Consider the following 22,738-nt stretch of genomic DNA (forward strand, 5'->3'; position numbering starts at 1 on the left):
CATTAAATGATGTCATAATTGCTTTGCTTTTAGACTAAAATAAATTAGTCTATCAAGCTATATGTCTTAACGTTTTGCATGTTCAGTTTTCAATGTTCATGTTGTTTAATTTGTCGTTTTGTTTTGGCGACCTTTGTATCTTAACATCGTTTTAACATGAATGTCAACACTAAAACATAAAGTTTATTAAAATGATTTGAAAAGGTGCGTGTTACTTTGAAAAAAAAGCTATTGTTGGTCGGTTCATTCGCATTATTAATCACACTGTTGTTCATCTCCCCAAGAAACTATTCCTCTATCCTACCTGTATTTCAATTAACAGAAAAACCAACCGTAATTTCTAAAGGAACATACGGAAAAACAGTTACAATTGATTTAACCTTTGGAAAAGAAGAAATTGAAACCTTGCTAAAGGATATAGAAGCGCCTTATCCACACTTTTTTATAAGCACCGAGTGGATGGAACGATCTGCACCCATTATAAAAACTATGCAAGATAAACATATTCCGATTGGGCTTTTAGGTCAGGATGGGGCAATTTATATAGAGAATCCCGGTTTATTTCAAAAAGAAGTAGATCAATTCGAAAAGGCTATGGGTGAAAAACCGCTTTGGTTTCGAACGAAGGATTATCAATTTCCAGTGGAGGTTCAAGAAATTGCTTGGGATCAAGAGGTAAACTTGCTAAGTTCCAGTAAGTATTGGGATGGGGAAGTTCCTGTACTTTCAAAAGGAGATGTCCTTTCCGTACCACTTCACCAAGAGGAACGGGTTGACATAAAGCAACTGACCAAACTTTTAAAGTCTCAATCATTTTTACCTATAGAACAAAATATATTCGGTTTAAAAATGAATACAAAAACGTTTCCCGAATAAAATTCCATAAGTCCTATTATAAAAACTGCCATGACAATCATTCGTCATGGCAGTTTTCATTTACTTTGTTTTAGCAGCAACTTCTCTTCTTTCTTTTCTGCGTGCTTCTAATTTCAAACGATCCTCATCTGATTTTGCATTGTATTTCGGCAAAGCTAATAATTGGTAAGCATTTACTGCAAGAATCGGGAATAATAATAATGTTACCCAACTATCCACATTATCTGCTCGTACCATTAATACTGGTAACCATTCCAATGTGGATACAACGATCATAAAAAATAATGCAGAAATAAGGGTATGTTTTTTGGTCATATTCGCTTTAGCAATGGCAACTACTATAGCTGTAATTATTAATATCGCAAGTAAGATAACATATAGCCAAATTTGTCCGGTAGTCTCTGCATTCGGACGGAAACGGAACATAATTAAATCAAAAATGACAATTGCAATAATGAGTAATTGAACCCAATTCCAGAGTGTAAGCGTTCTGAAAATATTAACACCCATTTGATGAATCGTTAAGTAAGCAAAATAACCCATTTGTGCAATTACACTTACGGTAAAGCCCATAACAATCATAAATGCAAAAGCTGCAAAAAACTCTCCCCATTGCCCTGCTTCAAAATATTTTGCGAAAGCATCATCCCATCGTATAAATAAGCCCAAAATACCGGTAATGACTCCACCGATCAACATGGCATTTAGAAAAAATTTAAACCAATTTCGTATAGTCACAGCAAAGTTTCCTCCAACTTTTCTTTTTCTTCTTTTTAAATTGTAACAACCATTTACCCAAAAATCTATTTCTTCCTAGTTACTATACATATTTCTGAAACAAATGTGAACAATAATCGAAAGGACGGTGACGATAATGAAGTATTTTGCACTTATTTTGTTGAGTCTTGGGCTTCTTGCCGGATGTAGCAGCTCTACTGCTCCTCCCTCCTATGAGGAAAATAAAAAAATGCTCATAGATGCGTTACAGACCGAAGACGGAAAAAAAGCCATTCGAACACTTTTAGATGACCCGCAATTTAAAGAATTGTTAGTAATTGATCATGAGCAGGTAAAGAAATCCGTTGAACAAACAATGTTATCGAAGGAAGCCGAAGAATTTTGGAAGGAAGTTTACCAAGACCCTAAATTTTCGGAAACCATGGCCAAAAGTATGGTGAAACAGCAAGAAGAACTCATGAAAGCACTGATGAAGGATCCCACCTATTTAAAAGACTTAGAAAGCTTTTTCGGCTCTGCTGAGATGAAAAAGGAATTAGAAAAGGTGCTACAATCCAGTGATATGCGAAAAGAAATGCAAAAGGTTGTAGAGGAAACGATTCAAAGTCCTCTATTGCAAACAAAGTGGCAAAAACTAGTGGAAGAAGCTGGTTCTGGTTCACAGAAAGAAAGTGGCGGTGGGTCCAAAGAGGAATCGGGTGCTTCTGACGAGAAGAAAGACGAGACGCAAAAATAAGGCCGCTCCCTTAGAGGAAACGGCCTTTTCTTATGCTTTTTCGATTACTTTTTGTGCGATTTCTAAATAGATTTTCCCTGTATCATGTGTTTCAGCATAGACAGATGGAGCAAAATCGATATCATTCCAATCTGGCTGTCCTAATGGAAGTTGACCAAGTAATTCTGTACGGAGTTCATCCGCAAGCTTAGGGCCACCGCCTTTACCGAATACAAATTCACGCTCTCCTGTAGATTTCGCTTCATACCAAGACATATTTTCGATGACACCCAGTATTTCATGATCTGTCTGAAGTGCCATTGCGCCTGCTCTTGCAGCAACAAAAGCCGCTGTTGGATGAGGTGTTGTTACAACAATCTCTTTAGAAGCCGGCAACATTTGATGAATGTCTAATGCAACATCTCCAGTACCCGGCGGTAAATCTAATAATAGGAAATCTAGTTCTCCCCACTCGACATCTTTGAAAAATTGATCTAATACTTTTCCAAGCATTGGTCCACGCCAAACGACTGGTGTATTATTTTCAACGAAGAACCCCATAGAGATTACTTTTACCCCTTTGCGTTCTACCGGAATGATGCGGTCATCTTTTATTTGTGGGATATCTTTTACCCCCATCATATCCGGCACACTAAACCCGTAGATATCTGCATCCACTAGTCCAACTTTTTTGCCTAAACGTGCAAGTGCTACAGCTAAGTTAACCGATACAGTAGATTTACCAACTCCACCCTTACCAGAAGCGATGGAGATAATCTTTACTTTGCTATTAGGGGATAGAATGCTCTCATTATCGCTTTCCTTTGCTTTCCCACGGAACTGTTCTAATACCTCTTTTGGTAATTCTTCAAAGCGGATACCTACTGTTGCCGCTCCCGCTTCTTTTAATACATCCACTACTTTACTTTGTAGTTGCATTTGCTCTGCTGAATTTATTTTGGCAATCGCTAGTTTAACACTAACATGATTTTTTTCTTCTTTTATAGATACTGTCGATATTCCGTTTGTTTCTTCTAAAGTTCTATGTAAAAATGGATCATTCAATTCGCCAAGTAACGCACGAACTTGTTGTTCATTAATCATCTGTAGACACTCCCCTTTAGTTAACTATTCGCCATATAGTATACCATATACGAGTGTCTACATTCCTAAACATTGGCTCAGTAAATATTGTCTTCTACAAAACGAAGTACACCATCTGAAATGGCATCCACCATTTGATTTTGGTATTTATCCGATTGCAGTAATTCTCGCTCTTCATTGTTACTTATAAAACCTGTTTCTACTAACACTGCTGGTGCTTTTGCTTTTTTCAAAATATACACCTGTTTAATAGCGAGTGCTTCTCTCTCTGTATTACCTATATTTTCTCTAATAGAACCTTGAATGGACTTAGCTAAAAGTTCTCCACCTTCGTGACCATCCGCATGATAAAATACTTGTGCACCACGCCATCTCTCTTCAGGAACTGCATTCACATGTAAGCTAAGGACAATATCAGCTTCCGAGTTATTCATAATCTCTTCTCGAAGGAGTAAATCTGCTCGCTTTCTAGCACGAGTTGTTGGAAAATCTCCATCCGGATTATGTTCTGCTACTGCATCTCCTTCTTTCGTGCGTGTCATGACGACTGTTGCTCCTTGTGCTTTTAATTTTTTCTCTAGCTTTAGAGACATAGCTAATGTAATATCACGTTCCACTACCTCCCCGTGACTAGCACCCCCATCTATCCCCCCATGTCCTGGGTCAATGACTATTTTCACGCCACTTAACGGATTTGGTAGGAAAAAACCAGTATCACTTGCCTTCGTTCCATAAATAACAGCAAGTAAAGAGATGAAAAACAATGCCGAGATGATTATCCACTTTTTCAGGTCCATCGCTCCTTTTTCACTCATTATACGTATGAGGGACAAAGAGTATGATAGCTTCAATGAGTCATTTTTCGATTCGATAAATTCCTTTTTTATCTCTTAATACGCAGCCGTTTTTCTTGAATATCTGCACCATATGCGCGTTACTTTCATCTGTACTTCCAACATAGTATGTAGCTTTTATCTTCTTCATGATTGAAAGTGTAACTTTGTGAATCTCAGCACCTAGACCCATCCCTCGCATTTCTGGAATCACTCCAAAGTAGAACATCCTTCCTTCTTCTTCTGTTCCCATCTCAATATGCGGGATACTTATCCCAACTAATTTCTGTCCTTTTAAAAAGTAGTAGCAATGGCTTCTCCAGTCTTCCCCTAACTCTTTACCGATGGAATCCATCACCTGCTCGATCGGCTGAGGTATATTTTTATTTGCAGTTCCTGTCCTACATAATTCATACACCTGTGCAAATTCTGTGTCCGTCATCAAACCATCTGATAAGGAATGGAACAAAAGATCACTGTCCAGATTAATCTCTTCTTCCAATAGCTTTGTGTACTCCACTATAGAAGAAATCTTTCTAAAGTCTCGCTCAAGCAACCATTTTTCAAATGCCTCATCCATTAGTAAAGATAGATAGCCTATTTGTTCTTCGTCGTAAGCTTTTAAGATTTTCTTAAACGCTTCTTTGTATTCCTCCTGCGATTTCCCTTCCATCTTCACTTGATCAACTAACCAATACGCTTTTTCATTTTTAATCAGATTGAATAATTGCATGTCTATTCTTCCTTTCTTCCATCCGGTTACTAAAATAAAACGATGGTATTGCAAGCAATGTAATTCCACCGATAATCGTAAATACAAGTGCTCCACTATTCAAACTGTCTAAAAGAATGCCTCCCATACTTGGTCCAGCAATTCTTCCAACTGATTTCACGCCAGATAATGCAAAATAAGTCCCTTTTTCATGATCCTCACATATACCATCAATATGAATATCGATCATTGTAAAAACTAACACTTCACCTGCTGTAAAAACAACCATCGCTAATATTAATAAAAGAATTCGTTCACTCTGCCCAAAGCAGATGAGACCTAACGATAACAAAGCACTGCCTATAATGAGGGAAGACGTTGTACTAATAACTTCCCCCAATCTATAAACAAAATATTGAATAATAATTACTGTAATAGCATTTGTCGTAATTAGCCATGCAAAATATTGAATAGCTAACTCATGGTTAAATCGTATACCTAAATATTGACTAAACGTCGAGTCGAACTGACTATATCCAAAGCTAATAAAAATTAATGCCAATATGAAAATGCCAAATGCATAATCCTTCTTGAATACATAGAAGGATTGAAAAATAGACGTTTTTTCCTTATGTCCAGATACTTGCTTCATTGGGTATTTTCTAAAAATGATTGCAAAGGTCATAATATTAATAAAGAAAATAAAGCCTACTACAAAAAACAAATTCTCCATACCAAACTGCTGAAAATATACAGATGTTAACGGTGCAATAGCAGCAGAAATATTAATGAGGAAATATCGAACATTAAATATGAATCTTCTATTTTCCAGTTCGGTATAAAGGCTTAATAACACCCGGTAAGTCGGTTCAACAACCGATTGGCTGGCACCAAGCAATGCTGCAAACAATATAAATCCACCATACTGCTCGATAAAAGGAAAATATATATAACAACCCAGGTAACCGATTAACCCGGTTATAATCACTTTATCTTTAGGAAACCTATCGATATATGGACCTACCAGGAAGCTCATAATTAAATTAGATAAAGCAAGCGTAGATATAACTGTACCTATTTGTACCGCTGAGAAATGAAACTCATCCAACAAAAACAACGTTAAGTACGGCAAAACTAAAAAAGTCCCAAACCGTGCAATAAAAATACTAACAAGAATCGTTGATGTAACTATATTAAATTTACTTTTCATACATTTCCTCTTTTTCTAAAATTCGACTATCAATTTGAATAGACGTATACATTATGTCCTTTAAAAATAATCTCTGCCTCTACACTCATTCCATTCTTAGCTGCTACTTTTCGAGAAGCCTTATTCCCCTGTTGGATTAAAGATATAAACCTATCTACCCCTAACTGTTTTTCCCCTCTATGTAAAAAGGCTTTCGCTGCTTCAGAAGCATAACCATTTCCCCAATACTTTTTTGCAATCCAATAACCTACCTCCAGTTCATCCTTCCCCTTTACTTTTTGCGGGACAATACCAGCATGTCCGACCGGAACATTATCTTCTTTCCGAACAACCACTTTTAAGCCATACTCAGAATTCATCTCATACTGGCTGTAAATCCATTCTAAAAATACTTCAGCACCTTTTAAATCTCGTGTCTCTCCATTTCCGATATAGCACACCATATCTGGATCAGAAAGCATGCCATACAAGAAATCAAAGTCATCTTGTGTATACGAACGAAACAATAATCTTTCAGAAGTAAACTCCATTATTCATCATCCCACCCACGTTTTTCTAGTTTTAAAATATTTCACTTAATATACACCTCCAAAAACAACGAAACAACTACTTTTTAAAATTTTGATGTCCGGATACAGGAATCTGTAATGCCTCTTCATTACCGAAGCTATTCAACAGGTTGATAGTCCGTTGTAAGATAAAATACCAGAAGCTATTTTTACCTAAAGAGGAATAACAATATATTAATGCGTGCCGTAATACCTTTTACTGAAAACGTTAAGGAAATATGGACAATATTTAAAATGAGCCAGTGTGATAGTCGTCTCATATAAGTAACTTGTTATTTCTAGAATTGGTCACTTCCCTTACTCACGGCCATTTACTGGATTCAGGCATTCTCACTTTGTTTTAGCTATTCGACTATGAGTAAGCAAGTAGTTTCCAGACATTGATTTTCACTGCAGGCCGCGACACTAGCCAAAGATCAACTTAATAAATCTTTTTATGACGTATTCTCGATAAAAAAGAGCATATATTATGTTGTTGAGAGAAAACTATTTACATGTCATCCATTTTTAATTTCCCCAAGCTAAAAAAAGCACCTCTCGATATATCTCGAGAAGTGCTTTGAACTGATAATATAAAATTAACGTTTTGAGAACTGAGGTGCACGACGTGCGCCTTTAAGTCCTGGTTTTTTACGTTCTTTCATACGTGGGTCACGTGTTAAGAATCCAGCTGATTTTAATGCTGAACGGAAATCAGGGTCTACTGTAAGTAGTGCACGTGCAATACCGTGACGGATTGCTCCTGCTTGACCTGTGAATCCTCCACCGTTTACGTTTACGTGTACATCATAGCTACCTAAAGTTTGAGTAGTTACTAATGGTTGTTTAATAACTTCACGTAAAGTTTCGTATGGTACGTAATCTTCTACGTCACGTTTGTTAATAACGATTTTTCCTTCGCCTGGTACTAAACGTACGCGTGCTACTGAACTTTTACGGCGACCAGTGCCGATATATTGAACTTGTGCCAAGTGTATGTCCTCCTCTTAGTTATTATCCGCGAAGCTCGTATGCTTCTGGTTTTTGTGCTGCATGTGGATGCTCTGCTCCAGCGTAAACGTTTAGTTTAGAAAACATTTGACGTCCTAAAGTGTTTTTAGGAAGCATTCCTTTGATCGCTAATTCGATCATTTTCGTTGGGTACTTAGTACGCATTTCTAAAGCTGTACGTTGTTTAAGTCCACCAGCAAATTGTGTGTGACGGTAGTAAATTTTATCATTTAACTTGTTCCCAGTTAAATGAATTTTTCTGCATTGATAATGATAACGTGATCACCTGTATCAACGTTTGGTGTGAATGTTGGTTTGTTTTTACCACGTAAAATAGCTGCAACTTCTGAAGCTAGACGACCAAGAGTTTGGCCTTCAGCGTCTACTACTAACCATTTACGTTCTACTTCGTGACCTTTAGCCATGAATGTTGTACGCATGTATTTTGTCCTCCTAATTCAATCATAATCGATCTATAATTTTCTATATCCTCATACCAATAAGTTTCGGGGCTTATATTGTGGGGTTAATGAAAATACCATACATCATCTTACCCCGAATGCGTCATTTAGTCAAGCATTTTATGAAAAACACCTGGAAAGGTTGCTTCATTGTGAATACACTACTTTTTCTAAGTACAAACCGTGTGCTGGCGCGGTTTTCCCCGCATTTTTTCGATTGCATGATTGCAAGATTTCAGGCAAGTCCTCTACACTTTTTTTCCCGATTCCAATTTCCCACAAAGTTCCTGCGATAATTCGAACCATATTATATAAAAATCCATTCCCGCTAATCTCCATTTGAAGCTGATTCATCTCTTTATCTACTTCCAAACGAATCGAATGGATTGTTCTCACGAAGTCTTTCACACTCGTGTTAGATGCACAGAAACTTGAAAAATCGTGGGTCCCTAGCAAATGAATAGATGCCTCTTTCATCCTCTTAATATCCGGCTTGTAACGGTCTGCATGCACGCTATAGTTGCGTTCAAATGGACTATGCACTTCATTCAATGACCAAATATAACGATACGTTTTTCCAACTGCATTATATCTTGCATGAAAGTCACTCTGCACTTGTTCCACTAATAACACCCGAATATCTCCTGGTAGTTGTACATTTAAAGCCGTTCTCCAGCGATCCATCGGCAATGTAAGCTCACTATCGAAATGGATAACTTGTCCTGTTGCATGTACACCAGCATCCGTTCTCCCACTAGCAACCACTTTTACAATAGACCCTTTGTGCATTGTCTGTAATACTCTTTCTAACTCCAACTGAACGGTTCGTTTTCCCGGCTGCACTTGATAGCCCGAAAACGCACTTCCATCATAACTAATAATCGCCCGTAGCCGCATGACATACACCTCCGATTACGATCTAAAATAAATAAGAACGACCGCTAGTATGAGGAGAGTAACGATGATTACCGTATCTTTTGTTGCCCATTCTAGTTTACGATATCTCGTTCTTCCTTCCCCGCCTTTATAGCCGCGCACCTCCATAGCAGTCGCCAAATCTTCGGCCCTTTTAAATGCACTAACAAACAAAGGAATTAGTAACGGTACGATCGCATTCATTCTTTCTTTCATACTACCCGTTGTCATATCCGAGCCTCTCGCCATTTGCGCCTTCATAATTTTATCCGTTTCATCCATCAAAGTTGGGATAAATCTTAACGAAATGGACATCATAAGCGCTAATTCATGCACAGGTAGCTTCCATTTCTTTAATGGGTTCAATAATGTCTCCAATGCATCTGTAATCGAAATAGGGGTCGTTGTGAGCGTTAAAATAGACGTCAAAATAACAAGGACAAAAAAGCGGATGGAAATGAATATCCCTTGACGTAAACCTTCCTCGTATATCTTTAAAAATTTCCACTCAAATATAACTGCACCTTCTCGTGTAAAAAACAAATGCAATAAAAAAGTAAATATGATTAAAATGACGACCGGCTTCAACCCGTTGATCAAAAAATAAAGCCTAATTCTAGACATTCGGATGATCAAAAATGTAAACACAACTAAAATTGCATAAGTAATCCAGTTATTTGCGATAAACACTACCGCAATAAACAAAAATACAAAGATCAATTTTGCACGTGCATCTAACCTATGAATAAACGAATCTCCAGGTATAAATCGACCAAATATCATTTTCTCTAGCATTACAACTCACGCTCCTTCTTCAAAAATTGCGCAAGTTCCTCTGCTAACATCTCTTCCGTCAAACAAAGTACAGGTAGCTTCTTCTCCATCATCTGTTCTACCTTTTTCTGAAACTTAATGCTTTGAGGAAGTTCTAAACGATAATCCATCAAACGAACTTCATCCGAAAAAATATCTTGCGGTGTTCCAGCTAATACACATTTACCATCATGCATAATAGCAATCCGATCCGCATATCTTGCGGCGTCCTCCATACTATGTGTCACAAGAACCGTCGTTAACCCTTTTTCTTTGTGCAAGTGATAAAACAAATCCATTATTTCTTTTCTTCCTCTTGGATCTAAACCTGCTGTTGGTTCATCTAAGACTAACACCTCTGGATTCATCGCAAGAACCCCTGCAATGGCAACACGTCTCATTTGCCCTCCCGATAAATCAAAGGGTGACTTTTCTAATACCTCGTTCGGTAAGCCCAGTAAGTTTACTAGCTCAATTGCGCGGCGTTTTGCTTCTTCTTCCGACACGCCAAAATTCATCGGACCAAACATAATATCTTTTAACACTGTTTCATCAAATAATTGATGTTCAGGAAATTGAAATACTATCCCTACTTTTTGTCTAACTTTTCTAAGTTGCTTATTTTTCTTCTCCGCCTTTACTTCTACATCCCCAATTTTAATCGAACCTTCCGTCGGTTTTAATAATGCATTCAAATGCTGTAAAACCGTTGACTTACCTGAACCAGTATGCCCAATAATCGCTTGATACGACCCAGAAGGGATATGTAAATCTACATCATAGAGTGCTCTTTTTTCAAATGGTGTATTTTTCGAATAGGCGTAACTTACTTGTTGAAGTGTGATGTCCATAAATCATTCACCAATTCTTCTTCTGACATATGTTCTGCTACTAATGGAATTCCTTGTTTCTTTAATAATCTAGAAACGTTCATCGCAAAAGGAAGATCTAATCCTAAATCGACTAACTCCTGTCCACGTTGGAAAATCTCTTCGGGCTTTCCTTCTGCATATTTGCTCCCTTGATTCATCATAATGACCCGATCAGCAAGTAATGCTTCTTCCAGGTCATGTGTAATAGAAATAACGGTCAAATCTGTCTCTGCTCTAAGCTGTTGTACCGTTGAAAGCACTTCATCTCTTCCTTGTGGGTCTAACATAGAGGTCGCCTCATCTAGCAATAATATTTTGGGCTGTAAAGCAATAGCACCCGCAATCGCAACACGTTGTTTTTGCCCACCAGATAAATGATGCGGCTCACTATTCATAAAATCGCTCATTTTCACTTTTAGTAAAGACCGTTTTACTCGTTCTACCATTTCCTCAAAAGGGATCCCGTTATTTTCTAAAGCAAACGCAACATCATCTTGCACAGTTGCCCCTACAAACTGGTTATCCGGATTTTGAAAAACCATTCCCATTTGTGAGCGTGTATCCCATAAGCTTTGTTCATCTAACGGCTCTCCAAAAACTCGTACTTTTCCCGTCTGAGGAAATAGAAGACCATTCATTAAACGTGCAAGCGTAGATTTTCCGGACCCGTTATGACCGACAATCGCAACCCATTCTCCTTCGTAAACTGTATATGATACATTATTTACTGCAGGTCGTATGTTTTCATCTTCTTCTGTATATGTAAAAGTTACTTCTTGTAAAGAAATAATTTCTCGTTTCATCCTTTACCTCCTCTTGCTCGTCTCAGCTAAACTAATACGCTTTACACTATATTACGACAAATTAAAAAAGCGCGCACCTCATTTAGAGAAATGCGCTCTTCTATAACTTATTTCAAGATTGGGTGCTCAAGACCAATCCGAAAATGAGGTGCGTAGAGCTAGACGAGACGCAACTTAATGTTTAAGTCCGCTCATCGTAACACTCTGCTTTTATAATGTCGTATAAATCTGTTTGAAAAAAGAAGAGGGTGGTAGGATGCACCAATTGCCCTCTTCAATTTGTAGAATAAATTAAATTAAACTAACTCAATTACTACAACTGGTGCTCCGTCTCCGCGACGAGGTCCAACTTTCATAATACGAGTATAACCGCCTTGACGATCTGCGTAACGTGGTGCTACATCATCAAACAACTTTTGTAATGCAAACACATCTGTTTCATTACCTTCTTCGTCAGTAGAAGTTGCTACTTCACGACGAATGTAAGATGCAGCTAAACGACGTGCATGCAAATCTCCGCGTTTACCTAAAGTGATCATTTTTTCAACGACAGAACGTAATTCCTTCGCGCGTGCTTCAGTAGTTTGAATACGCTCGTTAATGATTAAGTCTGTTGTTAAGTCACGTAACATCGCTTTACGTTGAGAACTTGTACGTCCAAGTTTTCTGTAACCCATGGATGTTTCCCTCCTTTGGTGAATAGTTCAAATCTAGCTATATCAAAAATCGCTTAGTCTTCTTTACGTAATCCTAAGCCAAGCTCATCTAACTTCGCTCTTACTTCTTCTAAGGATTTACGTCCTAGGTTTCTTACTTTCATCATGTCATCTTCTGATTTGTTTGCAAGCTCAAGTACTGTATTAATACCTGCGCGTTTTAAACAATTATAAGAACGAACAGAAAGATCAAGCTCTTCGATAGTCATCTCTAATACTTTCTCTTTTTGATCTTCTTCTTTTTCGACCATGATTTCAGCAGTTTGTGCCTCGTCTGTCATCCCTACGAAAATATTCAAGTGCTCTGTTAAGATTTTTGCTCCAAGCGAAATCGCCTCTTTAGGACCGGTGCTGCCATCTGTCCACACATCAAGAGTTAGTTTATCGTAGTTAGACGATTGCCCAACACGAGTATTCTCCACTTGAAAATTAACGCGTGAAACTGGAGTATAAATAGAGTCGATCGGGATTACGCCGATAGGAAGATCCTCACGTTTGTTTTGATCAGCAGGAGTGTAGCCACGGCCTCGACCTGCGTACATACGCATACGGAAATGACCATTTTTGCCGATTGTTGCAATATAGAGTTCTGGATTTAATATCTCAACATCACTGTCATGTGTAATGTCAGCAGCTGTTATCGTTCCCTCTCCTTTTACATCAATCTCAATGACTTTTTCTTCATCAGAGTAGATTTTTAAAGCTAGCTTTTTCACATTCATAATAATAGATGCAACATCTTCCACTACGCCTTCAATAGTTGAAAACTCATGTAAAACGCCATCAATCTGAATAGAAGTTACTGCAGCTCCTGGTAAAGAAGACAGAAGGATACGACGTAAAGAATTTCCCAAAGTATTTCCATAGCCACGTTCTAGCGGTTCTACAACAAATTTACCAAACTTGGTATTTTCGCTGATTTCTACACTTTCAATCTTTGGTTTTTCAATTTCGATCATTCCAATTTACCCTCCCTCAAAACATCGAATGTATAGGTTCTTTCCATCATGAATTCGATCGTTTAACTGGTTGCTTGTTTGAACAACCTCAGTCTGTACAATAAATGATGTTCTCAAACAATTTGAGTAGCACCTTTTACACGCGACGACGTTTTGGTGGACGACAACCATTATGTGGTACTGGTGTTACGTCTTTAATAGCTGTAACTTCTAGACCTGCAGCTTGAAGTGCGCGGATAGCCGCTTCACGTCCAGCACCAGGACCTTTAACAGTTACTTCTAAAGTTTTAAGACCATGTTCCATAGAAGTTTTTGCAGCTGTTTCTGCAGCCATTTGTGCAGCGAATGGAGTAGATTTACGAGAACCTCTGAATCCAAGAGCTCCAGCACTTGACCAAGAAAGTGCATTACCTTGCATGTCTGTGATAGTCACAATTGTGTTATTAAATGTTGAGCGAATGTGAGCAATACCGGATTCGATATTCTTTTTCACACGACGCTTACGTGTTTGTTGTTTACGTGCCATGTTAAGAAGAAACCTCCTTTACCGATTATTTTTTCTTGTTAGCGACTGTTTTACGTGGACCTTTACGAGTACGTGCATTGTTCTTCGTATTTTGTCCGCGTACAGGTAAGCCGCGACGGTGACGGATACCACGGAAAGATCCGATTTCCATCAAACGTTTAATGTTAAGTGATACTTCACGACGAAGGTCACCTTCTACTTTGTATACACCGATTTGTTCACGGATTTTGTTTAACTCGTCTTCTGTAAGATCACGAACTCGTGTCGATTCAGAAATACCAGCTTCTACTAGTACTTTTTGTGCAGTAGTTTTACCAATTCCGTAAATGTATGTTAATGCAATAACAACGCGTTTGTCGCGTGGAATGTCAACACCAGCAATACGTGCCATATGTGTCGTGCACCTCCTTCTAATTATCCTTGTCTTTGTTTGTGTTTAGGATTTTCACAGATTACCATTACTTTACCGCGTCGGCGAATTACTTTACATTTTTCGCAGATCGGCTTCACAGATGGTCTCACTTTCATCTAACCCAACCTCCTTAGTAGTCCGGAGTGCAAAAGATTATTTAAAACGGTACGTGATACGACCGCGAGTTAAATCGTAAGGAGAAAGTTCAATTGTGACTTTATCTCCAGGTAAAATGCGGATAAAGTGCATACGAATTTTACCCGATACATGCGCAAGTATCGTATGACCGTTTTCTAATTCTACCTTAAACATCGCGTTTGGCAAAGTCTCAACAACTGTTCCTTCGACTTCAATTACATCATCTTTCGCCATCAACCCTGTCTCCCTTCTATATACAAATCAGGTTCTCATCAAAACTCAAACGTAATTTGCTTTTAGTATAGCCTCTAACGGAACGAAACTATTCGTTTCAAGCATATGTTTGGAAATCATGAGAGATGTTCGAAAGACACTCGTAAGGTTTCGCTTTTTGCAATCCACGGAGTAGACTGACTGGTAGAAACCCGTCTCCCTCATGTCAACATGTTCGCACGAATGTGTTGGATGAGTTCCATAGTACCCGTTCGTTACATAGATGCTTCCACGAAACCCATTATACCCTTTCAGAAGTCAAAATGCACGTGGACTAGGGGGTCCTCGTTATAGATGCATCTCCATTCATCCAGTTCGTATACCGGGCGCAATATGCTTTTGCAGCTCTCGAAAAAAACGTCTTCGTTCTTATGCATAGTGCCCGGGTATTCAGTCGTCTGCGACAGGCACCGGGCTATTAGATGCGGTTGCCCTGTAACAGAGCATCTAGATCAGCAAATACTTTTGTAATATCTTGCTGTCCATCTATATTTGTTAAAACACCTTTGTTGTCGTAAAAGTCAAGCAAAGGTTGTGTTTGCTTCATATTTACTTCCAGACGGTTAGTTACCGTTTCCGGATTATCATCCGCACGTTGATAAAGCTCTCCACCATCTTTGTCACATAACCCGTCCTTAGCAGGTGGGTTAAAGACTAAATGATAAGCAGTGCCGCATACTTTACAAATACGACGGCCAGTTAGACGTTTGATCAATTCATCTTGTTCTACTTGAATATTAAGCACATGCTCAATTGATTTTCCAAGATCCGTAAGTAAAGCATCTAGCGCTTCTGCCTGCGGTACAGTACGTGGAAAACCATCAAGTAGGAATCCTTTTTCACAGTCTGGTTTACTTAATCTATCGCGAACGATACCTATCGTTACTTCATCCGGTACTAATGCACCTTGATCCATAAACGATTTTGCTTTTAAACCAAGCTCCGTGCCATCTTTAATAGCTGCACGAAACATATCGCCTGTAGAAATATGAGGGATTGCGTACTTCTCAACAATTTTATCTGCCTGCGTACCTTTACCAGCACCTGGCAGACCCATTAAAACGATATTCATACGAAAATACCCCCTCAGGACTATTTGTAGATTTTTAGGAACATAAACCGTTCCTAAAAACCATATTATTTCATAAAGCCTTTATAATGACGTTTAACTAATTGTGATTCCAATTGCTTCATCGACTCTAATGCAACCCCAACTACAATAAGTAAGCTGGTACCACCAATTTGAGCTGATTGCGGTAGACCCGCAAACTTAACAAATAGTAATGGCATTATTGCAATTAAAGCCAAGAAAATAGAACCGATAAAAGTTAATCGATATAATACGCTAGTCAAATAACTTTGAGTGTTTATACCTGGGCGTATCCCCGGAATATAAGCACCTTGCTTTTTCAAATTGTCGGCTACATTTTCTGGATTCACTTGAATGAATGCATAGAAGTAAGTAAAGGCAACAATTAAAGCAATGTAAATAATCATACCAATAGGTTGTGTATAATCTAATGCTCTTGTTATGAAATCAGTCGTACTATTCTGTCCGAAGAACAGAACAAGTGACTGAGGTGCCATAAGAAAAGCAGAAGCAAAGATTACCGGAATTACTCCCGCAGCATTTACTTTTAAAGGCAAGTGCGTTTGTTGACCACCCGTTTGGGCTGTGCCAGCAACACGTTTTGCATATTGGATTGGAATTTTACGCAACGCTTGTTGAACATAAATTACTCCAACCGTAACAGCAATAATTGCCAGTAATAATAATAATACAATCACAATATTGATAAATAGTGCTTCTCCAGCACCCTCAATAAATTGTGCATACACTTGGTTCATCGCATTTGGAATAGCAGCTACGATCCCAGCGAAGATAATGATAGAAATACCATTTCCAACACCTTTTGATGTAATCTGTTCTCCTAACCACATTAAAAATGCAGTTCCTGCAGTTAATACAATTGCAATTACAACGTAATTCAAGATGCCTTCTTCTCTTATTAAAGAACCACCATACATACGGTTAAAACCATATGACATAGCAATTGCTTGAATAAAAGCTAACACAATAGTGAAGTAACGTGTGAATTGAGCAAGTTTACGTCTTCCAACTTCTCCTTGCTTAGCCCACTCCGTAAACTTCGGTACAACATCCATTTGTAACAATTGTACAATAATGGATGCTGTGATGTATGGCATGATACCCATTGCTAAAATAGAAAAGTTAGCAAGTGCTCCACCACCAAATGTATTTAAGAAACCAATTAAACCTAATTGATCTGTTTGCTTCAATACATTTGCATCGACGTAAGGTACAGGAACGAATGTCCCTATACGAAAGACGATCAACATCAATAAAGTAAAAATGATTTTATTTCGAATATCTCTCACACGCATAAAGTTGGAGATCGTCTGAAACATTAAACCACCTCGGTTTGTCCGCCAGCATTCTCAATTGCTTCTTTAGCTGAAGCAGAGAATTTATGAGCTTTTACTGTTAACTTCTTATCAAGAGTTCCATTACCTAGAATCTTAATACCAGACTTTTCACTGCTCACAACACCTGTTTCAATCAATAATGCAGGTGTTACTTCTGTGCCTTCTTCGAAACGATTTAATGTGTCAAGGTTCACAATTGCAAACTCTTTACGATTAATGTTCGTAAATCCACGTTTTGGTAAACGACGGAATAATGGGTTCTGACCGCCCTCAAATCCAGGACGAACTCCTCCGCCTGAACGAGCGTTTTGACCTTTATGACCTTTACCTGCAGTTTTACCATTACCAGAACCGGTACCACGACCTACACGGTTACGCGTAGAACGAGATCCTTCTGCTGGTTTTAACTCATGAAGTTTCATTTGGTGGCACCTCCTTATTATTAAGATATACCTTAAATTTCTTTAAGTGTTACCAAGTGAGCTACTTTGCCAACCATCCCACGGATAGCAGCATTGTCTTGATGCTCAACAGTTTGGTGTAATTTACGTAGTCCAAGGGCTTCAGCTGTTTTGCGTTGATTTGGTTTAGTACCAATCAAGCTTTTAGTAAGGGTGATTTCTAATTTAGTTGCCATTGTCAATTTCCCCCCTTATCCTAACAGTTCTTCTACTGATTTACCACGTAATTTAGCAACGTCCTCAGCACGTTTTAGTTCTGTTAAACCTTGGATTGTAGCACGAACCATGTTAATAGGTGTGTTAGAACCAAGTGATTTAGAAAGAATGTCTGTGATACCTGCTAATTCTAGAACCGCACGAACCGGTCCACCAGCGATAACTCCTGTACCAGGTGCAGCTGGTTTAACTAGAACAGATCCAGCACCGAAGCGTCCAATAATTTGGTGAGGAGTAGTTCCTCCAACTCTTGGTACTTCTACTAAGTTTTTCTTTGCATCTTCAACTGCTTTACGGATTGCATCTGGAACCTCTTGAGCTTTACCAGTACCAAATCCAACATGTCCGTCTTTATCTCCAACTACTACTAATGCAGTAAAACGGAAACGACGTCCACCTTTTACAACTTTAGCAACACGGTTAATCGTTACTACGCGTTCTTCAAGTTCAAGTTTGTTTGGGTCAATACCACGCATGAAATATGTCCCTCCTTCTTCTTAAAATTCTAAGCCGTTTTCACGTGCAGCTTCAGCTAACGCTTTAACACGTCCATGATATAAGTAACCGCCACGGTCGAATACAACAGATTTAATGTTCTTTTCAACAGCGCGTTTTGCGATTGTTTCACCGATTAATGTAGCAGCTTCAACATTTCCAGCTGTACCATTAAAGTCTTTATCCATAGTAGACGCACTTACGATTGTTACACCTTGTGAATCATCGATCAGTTGTGCGTAAATATGTTTGTTAGAACGGAATACATTTAAACGAGGACGTTCAGTAGTACCCGTGATTTTTGTACGAACACGTGCATGACGTTTCTTACGAACTTGATTTTTGTCTTGTTTCGTAATCACAGTGGTCACTCCTTTCTAATGCGGGATGCATTATTTACCTGTTTTACCTTCTTTGCGGCGTACAACTTCGCCTTCATAACGAATACCTTTACCTTTGTAAGGCTCTGGTGGACGAACAGCACGGATGTTAGATGCTAATGCACCAACACGTTCTTTGTTAATACCGCGAACGATAACTTTTGTATTAGAAGGAACTTCAACTACTACTCCGTCTTCAGGAGTAAATTCTACTGGGTGAGAGTATCCTACGTTAAGTACAAGTTTAGTTCCTTGTAGTTGCGCACGATAACCAACCCCAACTAATTCAAGACCACGTTCGAATCCTTGTGATACACCAGTGACCATATTTGCTAATAAAGCACGTGTTGTACCGTGGATTGTACGGTGTTCTTTAGACTCTGAAGGACGTACTAAAGTAATGACATTACCTTCTTGCTCAATTTTAATATCTTGGTTAAAAGAATTTGTTAATTCACCTTTTGGTCCTTTTACTACTACTGTATTATCAGCGTTAACTGTAACAGTAACATCTGCAGGAACCTCTATTGGTTTTTTACCTACTCGAGACATTTTGTTGCACCTCCATTCGTTTGTTGATTATTACCAAACGTAAGCTACGATTTCTCCGCCAACTTGTTTAGCGCGAGCTTCTTTATCTGTTAATAAACCATTTGAAGTAGAAACTAAAGCAATTCCTAAACCATTTAGTACTTTAGGCACTTCGTTTGTTTTTGCGTAAACGCGTAGACCAGGTTTTGAAATACGTTTCAAACCAGTAATAACGCGCTCGTCGTTTTGACCGTATTTTAAGAAGATACGGATGATACCTTGTTTGCTATCTTCTACTAATTCTACATCACGTACGAAACCTTCGCGTTTTAGGATTTCTGCGATTTCCTTTTTCATGTTTGAAGCAGGAACTTCCAATTTCTCGTGACGAACCATGTTAGCATTACGAATGCGTGTAAGCATATCTGCAATTGGATCTGACATTGTCATTACATTTACCTCCTTCCCATTTATAGGGGTTTACCAGCTTGCTTTTTTAACGCCAGGAATTTGTCCCTTGTATGCAAGTTCACGGAAACAAATACGGCAAAGCTTAAATTTACGATATACAGAGTGCGGACGTCCACAACGCTCACAGCGTGTGTATTCTTGCACTTTGAACTTTGGCGTACGTTGTTGTTTAACGACCATTGATTTTTTAGCCACGTTTTCGCCTCCCTTAGTTTACTTTTGGAATGGCATACCGAACTGTGTTAATAACTCACGAGCTTCTTCGTCAGAGTTCGCAGTTGTTACAATTACGATGTCCATACCGCGTACTTTCGAAACTTTATCATAATCGATTTCAGGGAAGATTAATTGCTCTTTAACTCCAAGCGTGTAGTTACCGCGACCATCAAATGCTTTTTTAGAAACACCACGGAAGTCACGTACACGTGGAAGAGAGATAGCGATTAATTTATCCAAGAAGTCATACATACGCTCTCCACGTAGTGTAACTTTTGCTCCGATTGGCATTCCTTCACGAAGACGGAAACCAGCGATCGATTTTTTAGCTTTCGTAACTACAGGTTTTTGACCTGAGATAATTTGTAATTCTTCAACAGCAGCATCAAGTGCTTTTGTATTAGATACAGCATCGCCCACACCCATGTTGATAACGATTTTATCAACTTTAGGTACTTGCATTACTGATTTATATTCAAACTTGCTCATTAGAGCAGGAGAAACTTCCTTAAGATACTTTTCTTTTAGGCGGTTCATGTGTGTACCTCCCTTCTCTTTACTTATTTAATAATTTCACCGGATTTTTTCGCAACACGAACTTTTTTGCCATCTTCTACTTTATAACCTACGCGAGTCGGCTCGCCAGTTTTAGGGTCGATTAACATAACATTCGATACGTGAATTGCTGCCTCTTGGCTTACAATTCCACCTTGCGGATTTACTTGATTTGGCTTCATATGTTTTTTGATGATGTTTACACCTTCAACTAACACACGGTCTTTCTTAGGGAAAGCTGCAAGGATAACACCTGTTTTTCCTTTGTCTTTACCTGAGATTACCATTACTTTGTCGCCTTTTTTAACATGCATTCTGTCGCACCTCCTTGATTGGCACTTTCATGTAAATTAAAGAACTTCTGGAGCTAAAGATACGATTTTCATGAAGTTGCTGTCACGTAGTTCACGCGCAACAGGTCCGAAAATACGAGTTCCACGCGGTCCTTTATCATCTTTGATAATAACACATGCGTTTTCATCAAATTTGATATAAGTACCGTCTTTACGGCGTACGCCGCTTTTCGTGCGAACGATTACAGCTTTAACGACGTCACCTTTCTTGACAACGCCACCTGGTGTTGCTTTCTTAACTGTACATACGACGATATCGCCGATATTAGCAGTTTTACGACCAGTACCACCAAGTACTTTGATTGTTAAAACTTCACGTGCACCTGAGTTGTCAGCAACTTTCATACGAGTTTCTTGTTGGATCACTTAGGTAACCTCCCTTCGGAATGAATTAGTTCCGAAATTTATTATTAGATAATAACCGCTTTTTCTACAATTTCCAATAAACGGAAACGTTTTGTAGCTGATAACGGACGAGTTTCCATGATACGCACGATATCACCGATTTGTGCTTCGTTTTGCTCATCATGAGTTTTGAATTTCTTCGAATATTTAACACGTTTACCGTATAACTTATGTTTTTTATGAGTTTCAACTAAAACAGTAATTGTTTTATCCATTTTATCTGAAACAACACGGCCTGTGTATACTTTGCGTTGATTACGCTCAGTCATGCCTGAAAACCTCCTTTATCAGTTGTTTGCACTGATTTCTCTTTCGCGAATCACAGTTTTCATACGCGCAATCGCTTTACGTACTTCACGAATGCGAGCTGTGTTTTCTAATTGACCAGTCGCCAATTGGAAGCGAAGGTTGAAAAGCTCTTCTTTCAGTGATTTTACCTTTTGTTCTATTTCTGCAGTAGTAAGTTCACGGATGTCATTAGCTTTCATTAGATTCACCACCAATTTCTTGACGTTTAACTACTTTACATTTAACAGGAAGCTTATGTGATGCTAAGCGTAACGCTTCACGAGCGATCTCTTCAGATACACCAGCAATTTCAAACATAACTTTTCCTGGTTTTACTACCGCTACCCAACCTTCAGGAGCACCTTTACCAGATCCCATACGAACCTCAAGAGGCTTTTTCGTATATGGTTTATGCGGGAAAATTTTAATCCAAACTTTACCGCCACGTTTCATGTAACGTGTCATTGCAATACGAGCAGATTCGATTTGACGGCTTGTAATCCAGCTTGCTTCAGTTGCTTGTAAACCGAATTCACCGAATGATACTTCTTTACCGCCTTTCGCTTCACCACGCATTTTTCCGCGGTGTTCACGACGATATTTAACGCGTTTAGGCATTAACATATTATTTGCCTCCTTCCTCAGAGTTCTTCTTCACTGGAAGGACTTCCCCACGATAGATCCATACTTTAACGCCTAGCTTACCATAAGTAGTGTCAGCTTCAGCATGTGCATAATCAATGTCAGCACGTAATGTATGAAGTGGTACAGTTCCTTCACTATAGTGTTCAGCACGCGCAATGTCAGCGCCGCCTAGACGTCCAGATACTTGAGTTTTAATACCTTTAGCGCCAGCACGCATTGTGCGTTGAATTGCTTGTTTTTGAGCACGACGGAAAGATACGCGGCCTTCTAATTGACGTGCGATACTTTCTGCTACTAGTTTAGCATCTAAGTCAGCTCTTTTAATCTCAACGATGTTGATGTGTACGCGCTTGCCAGTAAGTTCGTTCAAGTGTTTACGAAGTGCTTCGACTTCAGTACCACCTTTACCGATTACCATACCTGGTTTCGCAGTGTGAATTGTAATGTTAACACGTTTAGCAGCACGTTCGATTTCTACAGTAGAAACAGATGCATCGTTTAAACGAGTTTCAATGTGTTTACGAATTTTTAAATCTTCGTGAAGTAGAGTTGCATAGTCTTTACCAGCGTACCATTTTGACTCCCAGTCACGAATAATACCTACTCGTAATCCTATTGGATGTACTTTTTGACCCACGA

General features: G+C 38.8%; 35 protein-coding genes and 1 pseudogene. 2 read left to right on the plus strand and 34 right to left on the minus strand.

All coding sequences use genetic code 11. The features are described from left to right. Nucleotides 1-216 precede the first annotated feature (216 nt). Nucleotides 217-876, plus strand: a complete 660-nt coding sequence (locus tag OR571_RS03660; RefSeq protein WP_282241504.1) for a polysaccharide deacetylase family protein — start codon at nt 217-219, stop codon at nt 874-876. A 60-nt stretch (nt 877-936) separates the two neighbouring features. On the opposite strand, the gene OR571_RS03665 is transcribed toward OR571_RS03660, so the two are convergent. After that, nucleotides 937-1,614, minus strand: coding sequence for a KinB-signaling pathway activation protein (locus OR571_RS03665; protein ID WP_282241505.1), 678 nt, complete (start codon nt 1,612-1,614; stop codon nt 937-939). Nucleotides 1,615-1,750: 136 nt separating this feature from the next. Here OR571_RS03665 and gerD point away from each other — a divergent pair, with 136 nt between their 5' ends. Further along, nucleotides 1,751-2,350 carry a spore germination lipoprotein GerD gene (gerD, locus tag OR571_RS03670; protein WP_282241506.1) on the plus strand — a complete coding sequence of 200 codons (600 nt, stop codon included), beginning with the start codon at nt 1,751-1,753 and terminating at the stop codon, nt 2,348-2,350. Nucleotides 2,351-2,380: 30 nt separating this feature from the next. Here the strand turns inward: gerD and OR571_RS03675 are convergent, their stop codons facing one another. From OR571_RS03675 to rpsC, 33 genes and pseudogenes are all read right to left on the minus strand, one after another. After that, on the minus strand, nt 2,381-3,433 hold the full coding sequence (locus OR571_RS03675) for an Mrp/NBP35 family ATP-binding protein (RefSeq protein WP_282241507.1): 1,053 nt from the start codon (nt 3,431-3,433) through the stop codon (nt 2,381-2,383). A gap of 77 nt (nt 3,434-3,510) precedes the next feature. Beyond that, on the minus strand, nt 3,511-4,224 hold the full coding sequence (locus OR571_RS03680) for an N-acetylmuramoyl-L-alanine amidase (protein ID WP_282241696.1): 714 nt from the start codon (nt 4,222-4,224) through the stop codon (nt 3,511-3,513). 64 nt (nt 4,225-4,288) lie between these two features. Beyond that, nucleotides 4,289-4,999, minus strand: coding sequence for a GNAT family N-acetyltransferase (locus OR571_RS03685; protein WP_282241508.1), 711 nt, complete (start codon nt 4,997-4,999; stop codon nt 4,289-4,291). Further along, a complete protein-coding gene (locus OR571_RS03690; RefSeq protein ID WP_282241509.1) occupies nt 4,977-6,188 on the minus strand; it encodes an MFS transporter in 1,212 nt (403 codons plus the stop codon). Before OR571_RS03690 ends, OR571_RS03685 begins: the two co-directional genes overlap by 23 nt. Nucleotides 6,189-6,217: 29 nt before the next feature. Beyond that, nucleotides 6,218-6,718 carry a GNAT family N-acetyltransferase gene (locus tag OR571_RS03695; protein ID WP_282241511.1) on the minus strand — a complete coding sequence of 167 codons (501 nt, stop codon included), beginning with the start codon at nt 6,716-6,718 and terminating at the stop codon, nt 6,218-6,220. A gap of 617 nt (nt 6,719-7,335) precedes the next feature. After that, nucleotides 7,336-7,728: a 30S ribosomal protein S9 gene (rpsI, locus tag OR571_RS03700; RefSeq protein WP_142538213.1), complete on the minus strand. Its 393-nt coding sequence runs from the start codon at nt 7,726-7,728 to the stop codon at nt 7,336-7,338. A 22-nt stretch (nt 7,729-7,750) separates the two neighbouring features. Then, nucleotides 7,751-8,187 (minus strand): annotated as a pseudogene (rplM, locus tag OR571_RS03705) (50S ribosomal protein L13). Between the two features lie 168 nt (nt 8,188-8,355). Further along, a complete protein-coding gene (truA, locus tag OR571_RS03710) occupies nt 8,356-9,105 on the minus strand; it encodes a tRNA pseudouridine(38-40) synthase TruA (protein ID WP_282241514.1) in 750 nt (249 codons plus the stop codon). Nucleotides 9,106-9,120: 15 nt separating this feature from the next. Further along, entirely contained in the window at nt 9,121-9,918 is a 798-nt protein-coding gene (locus tag OR571_RS03715; protein WP_282241515.1) for an energy-coupling factor transporter transmembrane component T family protein, read from the minus strand. After that, nucleotides 9,918-10,787 (minus strand): energy-coupling factor ABC transporter ATP-binding protein, encoded by an 870-nt coding sequence (locus OR571_RS03720; RefSeq protein ID WP_282241516.1) that lies wholly within the window; start codon nt 10,785-10,787, stop codon nt 9,918-9,920. Before OR571_RS03720 ends, OR571_RS03715 begins: the two co-directional genes overlap by 1 nt. After that, the gene (locus OR571_RS03725) at nt 10,763-11,611 is read right to left on the minus strand and encodes an energy-coupling factor ABC transporter ATP-binding protein (protein ID WP_282241517.1); all 849 of its coding nucleotides are present in this window, start codon (nt 11,609-11,611) and stop codon (nt 10,763-10,765) included. The genes OR571_RS03720 and OR571_RS03725 overlap by 25 nt, the downstream gene beginning before the upstream one ends. 296 nt (nt 11,612-11,907) lie before the next feature. Beyond that, entirely contained in the window at nt 11,908-12,288 is a 381-nt protein-coding gene (rplQ, locus tag OR571_RS03730; RefSeq protein ID WP_282241518.1) for a 50S ribosomal protein L17, read from the minus strand. Between the two features lie 53 nt (nt 12,289-12,341). After that, nucleotides 12,342-13,286, minus strand: a complete 945-nt coding sequence (locus OR571_RS03735) for a DNA-directed RNA polymerase subunit alpha (protein WP_142538206.1) — start codon at nt 13,284-13,286, stop codon at nt 12,342-12,344. Nucleotides 13,287-13,422: 136 nt separating this feature from the next. Then, a complete protein-coding gene (gene rpsK / locus OR571_RS03740) occupies nt 13,423-13,812 on the minus strand; it encodes a 30S ribosomal protein S11 (protein WP_053591340.1) in 390 nt (129 codons plus the stop codon). Between the two features lie 25 nt (nt 13,813-13,837). Beyond that, nucleotides 13,838-14,203: a 30S ribosomal protein S13 gene (rpsM, locus tag OR571_RS03745; RefSeq protein ID WP_144512700.1), complete on the minus strand. Its 366-nt coding sequence runs from the start codon at nt 14,201-14,203 to the stop codon at nt 13,838-13,840. Between the two features lie 23 nt (nt 14,204-14,226). Beyond that, nucleotides 14,227-14,340: a 50S ribosomal protein L36 gene (gene rpmJ / locus OR571_RS03750; protein WP_003247619.1), complete on the minus strand. Its 114-nt coding sequence runs from the start codon at nt 14,338-14,340 to the stop codon at nt 14,227-14,229. A gap of 37 nt (nt 14,341-14,377) precedes the next feature. Further along, nucleotides 14,378-14,596 (minus strand): translation initiation factor IF-1, encoded by a 219-nt coding sequence (gene infA / locus OR571_RS03755; RefSeq protein ID WP_016429904.1) that lies wholly within the window; start codon nt 14,594-14,596, stop codon nt 14,378-14,380. A 457-nt stretch (nt 14,597-15,053) separates the two neighbouring features. Then, nucleotides 15,054-15,707, minus strand: a complete 654-nt coding sequence (locus OR571_RS03760; RefSeq protein ID WP_282241528.1) for an adenylate kinase — start codon at nt 15,705-15,707, stop codon at nt 15,054-15,056. 65 nt (nt 15,708-15,772) lie between these two features. Beyond that, nucleotides 15,773-17,065 (minus strand): preprotein translocase subunit SecY, encoded by a 1,293-nt coding sequence (gene secY, locus OR571_RS03765; protein ID WP_282241529.1) that lies wholly within the window; start codon nt 17,063-17,065, stop codon nt 15,773-15,775. Beyond that, nucleotides 17,065-17,505 carry a 50S ribosomal protein L15 gene (rplO, locus tag OR571_RS03770; protein WP_142538202.1) on the minus strand — a complete coding sequence of 147 codons (441 nt, stop codon included), beginning with the start codon at nt 17,503-17,505 and terminating at the stop codon, nt 17,065-17,067. Before rplO ends, secY begins: the two co-directional genes overlap by 1 nt. A 32-nt stretch (nt 17,506-17,537) precedes the next feature. Continuing rightward, entirely contained in the window at nt 17,538-17,720 is a 183-nt protein-coding gene (gene rpmD / locus OR571_RS03775; protein WP_142538201.1) for a 50S ribosomal protein L30, read from the minus strand. A 15-nt stretch (nt 17,721-17,735) separates the two neighbouring features. Continuing rightward, nucleotides 17,736-18,236 (minus strand): 30S ribosomal protein S5, encoded by a 501-nt coding sequence (rpsE, locus tag OR571_RS03780; RefSeq protein ID WP_093274720.1) that lies wholly within the window; start codon nt 18,234-18,236, stop codon nt 17,736-17,738. A gap of 21 nt (nt 18,237-18,257) precedes the next feature. After that, nucleotides 18,258-18,617, minus strand: coding sequence for a 50S ribosomal protein L18 (gene rplR, locus OR571_RS03785; protein ID WP_142538200.1), 360 nt, complete (start codon nt 18,615-18,617; stop codon nt 18,258-18,260). A gap of 30 nt (nt 18,618-18,647) precedes the next feature. Further along, on the minus strand, nt 18,648-19,187 hold the full coding sequence (gene rplF, locus OR571_RS03790) for a 50S ribosomal protein L6 (protein WP_142538199.1): 540 nt from the start codon (nt 19,185-19,187) through the stop codon (nt 18,648-18,650). Nucleotides 19,188-19,217: 30 nt separating this feature from the next. Further along, nucleotides 19,218-19,616, minus strand: coding sequence for a 30S ribosomal protein S8 (gene rpsH, locus OR571_RS03795; protein WP_142538198.1), 399 nt, complete (start codon nt 19,614-19,616; stop codon nt 19,218-19,220). Nucleotides 19,617-19,646: 30 nt separating this feature from the next. Continuing rightward, the gene (gene rpsN / locus OR571_RS03800) at nt 19,647-19,832 is read right to left on the minus strand and encodes a 30S ribosomal protein S14 (RefSeq protein ID WP_090567851.1); all 186 of its coding nucleotides are present in this window, start codon (nt 19,830-19,832) and stop codon (nt 19,647-19,649) included. A gap of 18 nt (nt 19,833-19,850) precedes the next feature. After that, nucleotides 19,851-20,390, minus strand: a complete 540-nt coding sequence (gene rplE / locus OR571_RS03805; RefSeq protein ID WP_142538197.1) for a 50S ribosomal protein L5 — start codon at nt 20,388-20,390, stop codon at nt 19,851-19,853. Nucleotides 20,391-20,413: 23 nt separating this feature from the next. Then, nucleotides 20,414-20,722 carry a 50S ribosomal protein L24 gene (rplX, locus tag OR571_RS03810; RefSeq protein ID WP_142538196.1) on the minus strand — a complete coding sequence of 103 codons (309 nt, stop codon included), beginning with the start codon at nt 20,720-20,722 and terminating at the stop codon, nt 20,414-20,416. Nucleotides 20,723-20,758: 36 nt separating this feature from the next. Next, on the minus strand, nt 20,759-21,127 hold the full coding sequence (gene rplN / locus OR571_RS03815) for a 50S ribosomal protein L14 (protein WP_053591327.1): 369 nt from the start codon (nt 21,125-21,127) through the stop codon (nt 20,759-20,761). A 44-nt stretch (nt 21,128-21,171) separates the two neighbouring features. Then, a complete protein-coding gene (rpsQ, locus tag OR571_RS03820) occupies nt 21,172-21,435 on the minus strand; it encodes a 30S ribosomal protein S17 (RefSeq protein WP_282241533.1) in 264 nt (87 codons plus the stop codon). Nucleotides 21,436-21,453: 18 nt separating this feature from the next. Next, nucleotides 21,454-21,654 carry a 50S ribosomal protein L29 gene (rpmC, locus tag OR571_RS03825; protein ID WP_053591325.1) on the minus strand — a complete coding sequence of 67 codons (201 nt, stop codon included), beginning with the start codon at nt 21,652-21,654 and terminating at the stop codon, nt 21,454-21,456. Next, entirely contained in the window at nt 21,644-22,078 is a 435-nt protein-coding gene (gene rplP / locus OR571_RS03830; RefSeq protein ID WP_053591324.1) for a 50S ribosomal protein L16, read from the minus strand. Before rplP ends, rpmC begins: the two co-directional genes overlap by 11 nt. Nucleotide 22,079: 1 nt before the next feature. After that, on the minus strand, nt 22,080-22,736 hold the full coding sequence (gene rpsC, locus OR571_RS03835; protein WP_093274747.1) for a 30S ribosomal protein S3: 657 nt from the start codon (nt 22,734-22,736) through the stop codon (nt 22,080-22,082). Between the last annotated feature and the right edge of the window lie 2 nt (nt 22,737-22,738).

Source organism: Psychrobacillus sp. NEAU-3TGS (assembly GCF_029955155.1).
Taxonomy (GTDB): Bacteria; Bacillota; Bacilli; order Bacillales_A; family Planococcaceae; genus Psychrobacillus.